This is a genomic window from Methylibium sp. (assembly GCF_013817345.1).
Classification (GTDB): domain Bacteria; phylum Pseudomonadota; class Gammaproteobacteria; order Burkholderiales; family Burkholderiaceae_C; genus Methylibium.
Genome location: NZ_JACDCW010000024.1, coordinates 37,149 through 43,963, shown reverse-complemented (window position 1 = coordinate 43,963; position 6,815 = coordinate 37,149). Strand labels below are relative to the sequence as shown.

Below are 6,815 nucleotides of genomic sequence, written 5' to 3'. Positions count from 1 at the left end.
TCTCGCGCACCGCCATCGTGTTCATCGTCGAGTTCCAGGCCATGTTGGCCATGAAGATGAGCAGCGTGTCGATGCGGTAGGGGTCGCCCTTGGTCGCGTTGGTGATCACGTTGTGCATCAGCCCGTGCGCCGAGAGCGGGTGCTCCCACGAGAACGCGTGGTCGATGCGGATCGGCGAGCCGTCGCCGTTGATCGCCAGTTCGTCCGGGTTGGCCGGAAAGCCCAGCGGCGCGGCATTGAGCGGCGTGTTGGGCTTGATCATCTCGGGCGAATTGAAGGCCAGGTAGTTCGGCACGATGTGGCGGGGGTAGGGCGCCTTGTGGCGAAAGCCGCCCGGCGCGTCGATCGTGCCGAGCACGCTCATCAGCACGGCCAGCGAGCGCACGGTCTGGAAGCCGTTGGAATGCGCCGCCAAGCCGCGCATCGCGTGGAACGCGACCGGCCGCGCGCTCGTCGTCTCATGCCGCTTGCCCCAGGAGTCGGTCCAGGGGATGGGCAGCTCGAAGGCCTGCTTGAGCGCGGTTTCGCCCATCTCGCGCGCGAGTTTGCGGATGCGCTCGGCCGGGATGCCGGTGATCTGCGCCGCCCACTCGGGCGTGCAGGTCGCGACACGCTCTCGCAGCAGCTCGAACGAGGGCGCGACCTTGGTGCCGTCCGCAAGCGTGTAGTGGCCCTCGAGGGCCGGGTCGCAACCCTCGGCGATGCCTTCTGGATAAGCGGCCTTGACACTGCCGCTGGTGCGGTCCCACACGAGCTTGTTGTGCGGGTTGCGGCCGTCGCCCGGCGGGCCCTTGGCCGGGTCGGGATCGAAGGCGAACAGGCCTTCGCGCTCGCCGTCTTCCAGCACCACGAGTTGCGGTGCATTGGTGAAGCGCTTGAGGAAGGGCTTGTCGATCAGGTCGCTGGCGATCAGCTCGTGCAGCAGCGCCATGAACAGCGCCCCGTCGGTGCCCGGCTTGATGGGAATCCACTCGTCGGCGATGGCCGAGTAGCCGGTGCGCACCGGGTTGATCGAGATGAAGCGTCCGCCGTTGCGCTTGAACTTGCCCAGCGCGATCTTCATCGGGTTGCTGTGGTGGTCCTCGGCGGTGCCGATCATCACGAACAGCTTGGCGTGGTCGAGGTCGGGCCCGCCGAATTCCCAGAAGCTCCCGCCGATCGTGTAGATCATGCCGGCAGCCATGTTCACGGAGCAAAAGCCCCCGTGCGCGGCGTAGTTCGGCGTGCCGAACTGCCGCGCGAAGAGGCCCGTGAGGGCCTGCATCTGGTCGCGCCCGGTGAAGAGCGCGAACTTCTTCGGATCGGTGGCGCGGATCTTCGAGAGCCGCTCGGTCAGGATCTCCAATGTGCGCTCCCAGGAGATCGGCTCGAACTCGCCGGCCCCGCGCTCGCTGCCGGGCTTGCGCAGCAGCGGCTGGGTGAGCCGCGCCGGCGACACCTGCTTCATGATCCCGGAGGCGCCCTTGGCGCAGATCACGCCCTGGTTGATGGGGTGCTTCGGGTTGCCGTCGATGTAGCGCACCTCGGGGCCGTTTTCGCCCTCGCGCAGGTGCACGCGAATGCCGCAGCGGCAGGCGCACATGTAGCAGGTGGTGCACTTGATCTCGGTCGCGGCACCCGGCAGCGGCGGGGCGAGCGGGTCGTGCAGCGGTTCGCTCGAAAGCAGCTTGAACACCGGTGGTCTCCTTGAGGCAAGGTCGATCTTAGGCAGTGGCGCTCAAAAGAAAAAGCGGACAATCTCGCTCACGATGAACGGAAAAACAGATCAGCGCAGCGAGCCGCGGCTGCGCGTGAACCTGCGGCAACTCGAGGTGTTCGTGGCCACGGCGCGCGGGGGGTCCACGCGGGCGGCCGCCGATCGCATCGCGCGCTCGCAGTCGGCTGCCAGCACCGCGCTGGCCGACCTGGAGGCTTCGCTCGGTGCGGCACTGTTCGATCGCGTGGGCCGGCGCCTGGTGCTCAACGAGAACGGCCGCGCGATGCTGCCCAGGGCGGCTTCGCTGCTCGACCAGGCGTCCGAACTGCAGCACCTGTTTTCCGGCGAACACGCTACTCCGCTGCGCGTGGCGGCAAGCCTCACGATCGGCGAGGTGCTGCTGCCGGAGCTGGTCGCGAAGTGGAAGCTCGCGCACCCGGCCAGTCCGGTGCAGCTGATCATCGGCAACACCAGCGAAGTGATCGAAGCGGTGGTTGGTTTCGATGTCGATGTCGGTTTCATCGAAGGCCCGCAGACGCATCCGGATCTCATCGTGCGGCCGTGGCTCAGCGACCAGATGGTCATCGTGGCGGCGCCGGGTCATCCGCTGGCCCAGGTTCGCGGCAGCGTGGGCGTGAGGCAATTGCGTGAGGCGCCGTGGGCGCTGCGCGAGCACGGCTCGGGCACGCGGGAAGCGGCCGACCGCTGGCTCACTGAGCACTTGGGGGAGCTGAAGGTGGAGTTCGAACTGGGCAGCCCCGAAGCCATCAAGCGCCTGGTGGCTGCCGGCACCGCGCTCGGCTGCCTGTCGCGCCATGCGGTTGCGCAGGCGCTGGCCCAGGGCCTGCTTGTGGAACTGCGCACGCGCCTGCCGCCCGCGGTGCGCCGGCTGGCGATGGTGTTGCACCGGGACAAGCGGCTGGGGCGCGGCACGGAGAATTTCGTTCGCCACTGCGCGGCGGTGCAAGGGGCGGCGAAGGCGGCGCGGTGAGCGCGTTGTCCTTCCTCCAAGGCAGCGCGGTGAGTGAGTTGTTCCCTCTGCCTCTGGGAGAGGGTCAGGGTGAGGGCCGGCCCGGCCTGCGTGGTTCGCAACCATTGACACCCGGGCCGGGCCCTCAACCCAACCCTCTCCCCGAGGGAGAGGGCGCAGGACCCGGATTCGCACCAGGCCTGCTCGCCGCCAGCACCGCCAGCGCGACGGAGGCCAGGCGCGACTGCAGCGAGTCGGCCCGCGAGGTCAGCACGATCGGCACACGGGCGCCGAGCACGAGCCCGGCGCAGTCGCCGCCGCCGATGTAGTTGAAGCTCTTGTAGAGCATGTTGCCGGCGTTGAGGTCGGGCATGAGCAGCAGGTCGGCATCGCCCGCCACGCTCGACTCGATCTTCTTGATTCGCGCCGCCTCGGCCGAAATGGCATTGTCGAAGCCGAAGGGGCCTTCGACGATGGCGCCGGGCCACTCGCCCTGAAGCGAAAGCTCGACCAGCGCCTGCGCGTCCACCGTCGCCGGGATGGCGGGGTTCACGGTCTCGACCGCTGCGACGATGCCGACCTTGGGCTGCGCGATGCCCAGCGCCTGCAGCAGCCGCACGGCATTGCCGAGGATGTCGCGCTTGGTCTTGAGGTCGGGCGAGATGTTGACCACGCAGTCGGCCAGCGCCAGCAGCTTGGGATAGCGCGGCAGATCGAACACGAAGGCGTGGCTGATGCGGGTGTCGCCGCGCAGACCGGTGGTCTTGTTGACGACGGCCGACATCAGCTCGTCGGTGTGCAGCGAGCCTTTCATGAGGGCGGCGATGGCGCCGTCGCGGGCGAGGATGGTGGCCTGCTGCGCGGCGTCGCGCGGGTCGGTGCCGGTGGCGACGATCTCGAATGACGAGAGGTCGATCTCGCTCGCATCGGCGGCGCGCGCGATGGCGTCGGCGGGGCCGATGAGCACGGGGCGTGCGATGCCTGAGTCGGCGATGCGTCGGGCTGCATCGAGCGCCGCGGAGTCGCAGGGATACACGATGCCGATCGTGGGCGCTGTCTGCCGCTGCGCGTCGCGTGCTTGCGCGATCAGCGCTTCCAATCTCGGGTGCGCGGAGGTCATGGTCGTTCGGCTCGGGATGAGGGGATCAACTCGCCTTTCCCATTCGCGTGAGTAAGCAGAACGGGCTCATGCCAGCACCCTCACCCCAACCCTCTCCCGCGTGCGGGAGAGGGAGCAGTCCGGTGCTTTCGATGAGCCGTTCCATTCACCCTCTCGCAAGCAGGAGAGGGAGTCAGACTTAAACGTAGTCCTTGTACTTCTCGAGCAGGCGAACCGGCTTGGCCAGCGCATCGCGGCGGAACGGGTCGCCGAGCTCGCGGGTGCACATGATTTCGATGACGGTGGTCTTGCCTTCCTTCATCTGGCGCTCGACGGCCTGCTGGAGCGCCGGGCCCACGTCTTCGAGCTTGTCGACCACCACGCCTTCGGCGCCCATCGCCTTGGCGATGCCGGCGAAGCTCTCGCTCTCCAGCTCGCCCGCGACGAAGCGGCGGTTGTAGAAGTCGACCTGGTTCTTCTTCTCCGCACCCCACTGGCGGTTGTGGAACACCACCGCGGTGACCGGGATGTCGTGGCGCACGCAGGTCATGAGCTCGACCATGCTCATGCCCCAGGCGCCGTCGCCGGCATAGGCAATCGCGGGGCGGTCCATCGCGGCGCACTTGGCGCCAATGATGGTGGGCAGCGCGTAGCCGCAGTTGCCGAAGCTCATCGGCGCGAAGAAGCTGCGCGGCTCCTCGAAGCGCAAATAGCTGTTGGCGACCGAGTTGATGTTGCCGATGTCCGTGGAGACCATGGCGCGCGGCGGCATTGCTTTCTCCAGCTCACGCAGCACCTGGCGGGGGTGCAGCCAGTTGCCTTCTTCCTTGCTGGCTTCCTCGATCGCGTCAAGGCTGAACGGATCGCGCTCGTGGGTCCACTCGTCGAGCTCTTTTTCCCACGCGGCCTTCTCGGCCTTGATTTTTTCAGCGCGTTCCGTCTTGGTGGCGTCGCAGGCCAGCTTGCGGCCTTCGAGGCGCTTGGTCAGCGCGATGGCGGCGGCCTTCGCGTCGCCGCAGATGCCGACCGAGATCTTCTTCACCAGCCCGAGGTTGGTGTGATCGGCCTCGATCTGGATGATCTTGGCGTCCTTGGGCCAGTAGTCCATGCCGTGCTGCGGCAGAGTGCCGAAGGGGCCCATGCGCGAGCCGAGTGCGACCACAACGTCGGCCTGTGCGATGAGCTTCATCGCGGCCTTCGAGCCCTGGTAGCCGAGCGGGCCGGCCCACAGCGGGTGGCTGGCCGGGAAGGAATCGTTGCGTAGGTAGCCGTTGACCACGGGGGCGCCCAGGCGCTCGGCCAGGGCCTTGCACTCCTCGACCGCATCGCCCATCACCACGCCGCCGCCCGAGAGGATGACCGGGAATTTGGCATTCGCCAGCAGCTCCGCCGCGGCGTCCAGGCTCTTCTCGCCGCCGGCGCCGAGTTCGACGCGCATCGGCTTGGGGATCTCGCAGGTGATCTCGCCGTAGAAGTAGTCGCGCGGGATGTTGAGCTGGGTCGGGCCCATCTCGGAGATGGCGCGGTCGAAGCAGCGGCCGGTGAACTCGGCCATGCGCTTCGGGTTGACGACATGGCCCTGGTACTTGGTGAACTCCTGGAACATCGGCAGTTGGTTGGCCTCCTGGAAGCCGCCCAGGCCCATGCCCATGGTGCCGGTCTCGGGGGTGATCATGACCACCGGGCTGTGCGCCCAGTAGGCGGCGGCGATGGCGGTCACGCAGTTGCTGATGCCGGGGCCGTTCTGGCCGATCACCACGCCGTGGCGGCCGCTCACGCGGGCGTAGCCGTCGGCCATGTGGCCGGCGCCCTGCTCGTGCACCACCGGGATCAGGCGGATGCCGGCTGGCGCGAAGATGTCCATCGCGTCCATGAAGGCCGAGCCCATGATGCCGAACATGTCGGTCACGCCATTGGCGACCAGCGTTTCGACAAAAGCCTCGGAAGGGGTCATCTTCTGGACGCCGCTGGCGACGGTGCGGCTGGTGATGGGCTGTTGCTTGCTCATGTGAGAGGCTCCTGTGCGCTCGGGCGGCGGCCGAACGGGGTAAAAAGACGGGACAAGACGTTCCGAAAACCGGAACCGTGATGGGACTTTAGGCGGCAGCCTGGTCTAAGTCAACCGATTTCACAAAAAACGATACGTGTTGTACTGAATAATGGAAATGACTAAGATCGGTGCCATGGAAATCGTCAAAAGCCTGAAGTCCGAATCGGCCGAGCCGAACGGCGACACGCCGGCCTTGCGGCTGTTTGCCTTGTTGGAGGTGATCGCCGCGAAGGACCAGCACGTGTCGCTGCAGGGCCTGGTCGAGGAAACCGGGCTGCCCAAGCCCACCTTGCACCGCATGCTCCAGCAGTTGGAAACCGCCGGCCTGTTGCAGCGCGAAGTCGACGGCCGCCACTACAGCAGCGGCGTGCGCCTGCGCCGCCTGGCCGAGAACCTGCTGCTCAACAACACGCACCATGGCGCGCGCCACCGGGTGCTGCGGCATCTGGTCGAGGAGATCGGCGAGAGCTGCAACATCACCGCGCTGTCGGGCAGCGAGGTGGTCTATCTCGACCGCGTCGAAACGGCCGCGCCCCTGCGTTTCTACCTGCACCCCGGCTCGCGCGTGCCAGCCCATTGCTCGGCCAGCGGCAAGATTTTTCTGGCGCAGATGAGCCCTGTGCAGCGCCGCCGCCTGCTGGCGCACGCTCCGCTGTCGAACTACACCGCCAAGACGATCACCGACCTCGACAAGCTCGAACTCGAACTCAAGCGCGTGCGGCGCGACGGCTTCGCGATCGACGACGAGGAGTTCCTGCCGGGTCTGGTGTGCGTGGCCGTGCTGGTGCCGGCGTCGAGCGGGCGATCGAACCTGTGCGTGGCCGCGCAGGCGCCCATCATGCGGCTCACGCCCGACAAGGCGCTGCAGTTGCTGCCGGCGCTGCAGCGCGCGGCGCAGGCGCTGAGCAGCATCGACGCGCAGTCGCCCTTGCAGGACAGCGACGGCCCCGATGACGCCACGGCCAGCGCTGGCGCCAGCGCCTGAACGTCGGCGCATCCG

Annotated in this window: 5 protein-coding genes; 2 read left to right on the top strand and 3 right to left on the bottom strand. The window is 67.5% G+C overall.

The features are described from left to right. On the bottom strand, window positions 1-1,675 hold a 1,675-nt coding region (locus H0W40_RS06765), incomplete at its 3' end, for a molybdopterin-dependent oxidoreductase (RefSeq protein WP_292444571.1). A 73-nt stretch (window positions 1,676-1,748) separates the two neighbouring features. Here H0W40_RS06765 and H0W40_RS06760 point away from each other — a divergent pair. Further along, on the top strand, window positions 1,749-2,687 hold the full coding sequence (locus H0W40_RS06760) for a LysR family transcriptional regulator (RefSeq protein ID WP_292444570.1): 939 nt from the start codon (window positions 1,749-1,751) through the stop codon (window positions 2,685-2,687). A gap of 124 nt (window positions 2,688-2,811) precedes the next feature. Here the strand turns inward: H0W40_RS06760 and H0W40_RS06755 are convergent, their stop codons facing one another. Continuing rightward, window positions 2,812-3,786 (bottom strand): bifunctional enoyl-CoA hydratase/phosphate acetyltransferase, encoded by a 975-nt coding sequence (locus tag H0W40_RS06755; protein ID WP_292444568.1) that lies wholly within the window; start codon window positions 3,784-3,786, stop codon window positions 2,812-2,814. 178 nt (window positions 3,787-3,964) lie between these two features. Continuing rightward, on the bottom strand, window positions 3,965-5,773 hold the full coding sequence (gene xsc, locus H0W40_RS06750; RefSeq protein ID WP_292444566.1) for a sulfoacetaldehyde acetyltransferase: 1,809 nt from the start codon (window positions 5,771-5,773) through the stop codon (window positions 3,965-3,967). 175 nt (window positions 5,774-5,948) lie between these two features. Between xsc and H0W40_RS06745 the strand changes: the two genes are divergently transcribed. Beyond that, a complete protein-coding gene (locus tag H0W40_RS06745) occupies window positions 5,949-6,800 on the top strand; it encodes an IclR family transcriptional regulator (protein WP_292444564.1) in 852 nt (283 codons plus the stop codon). Window positions 6,801-6,815: the final 15 nt, after the last annotated feature.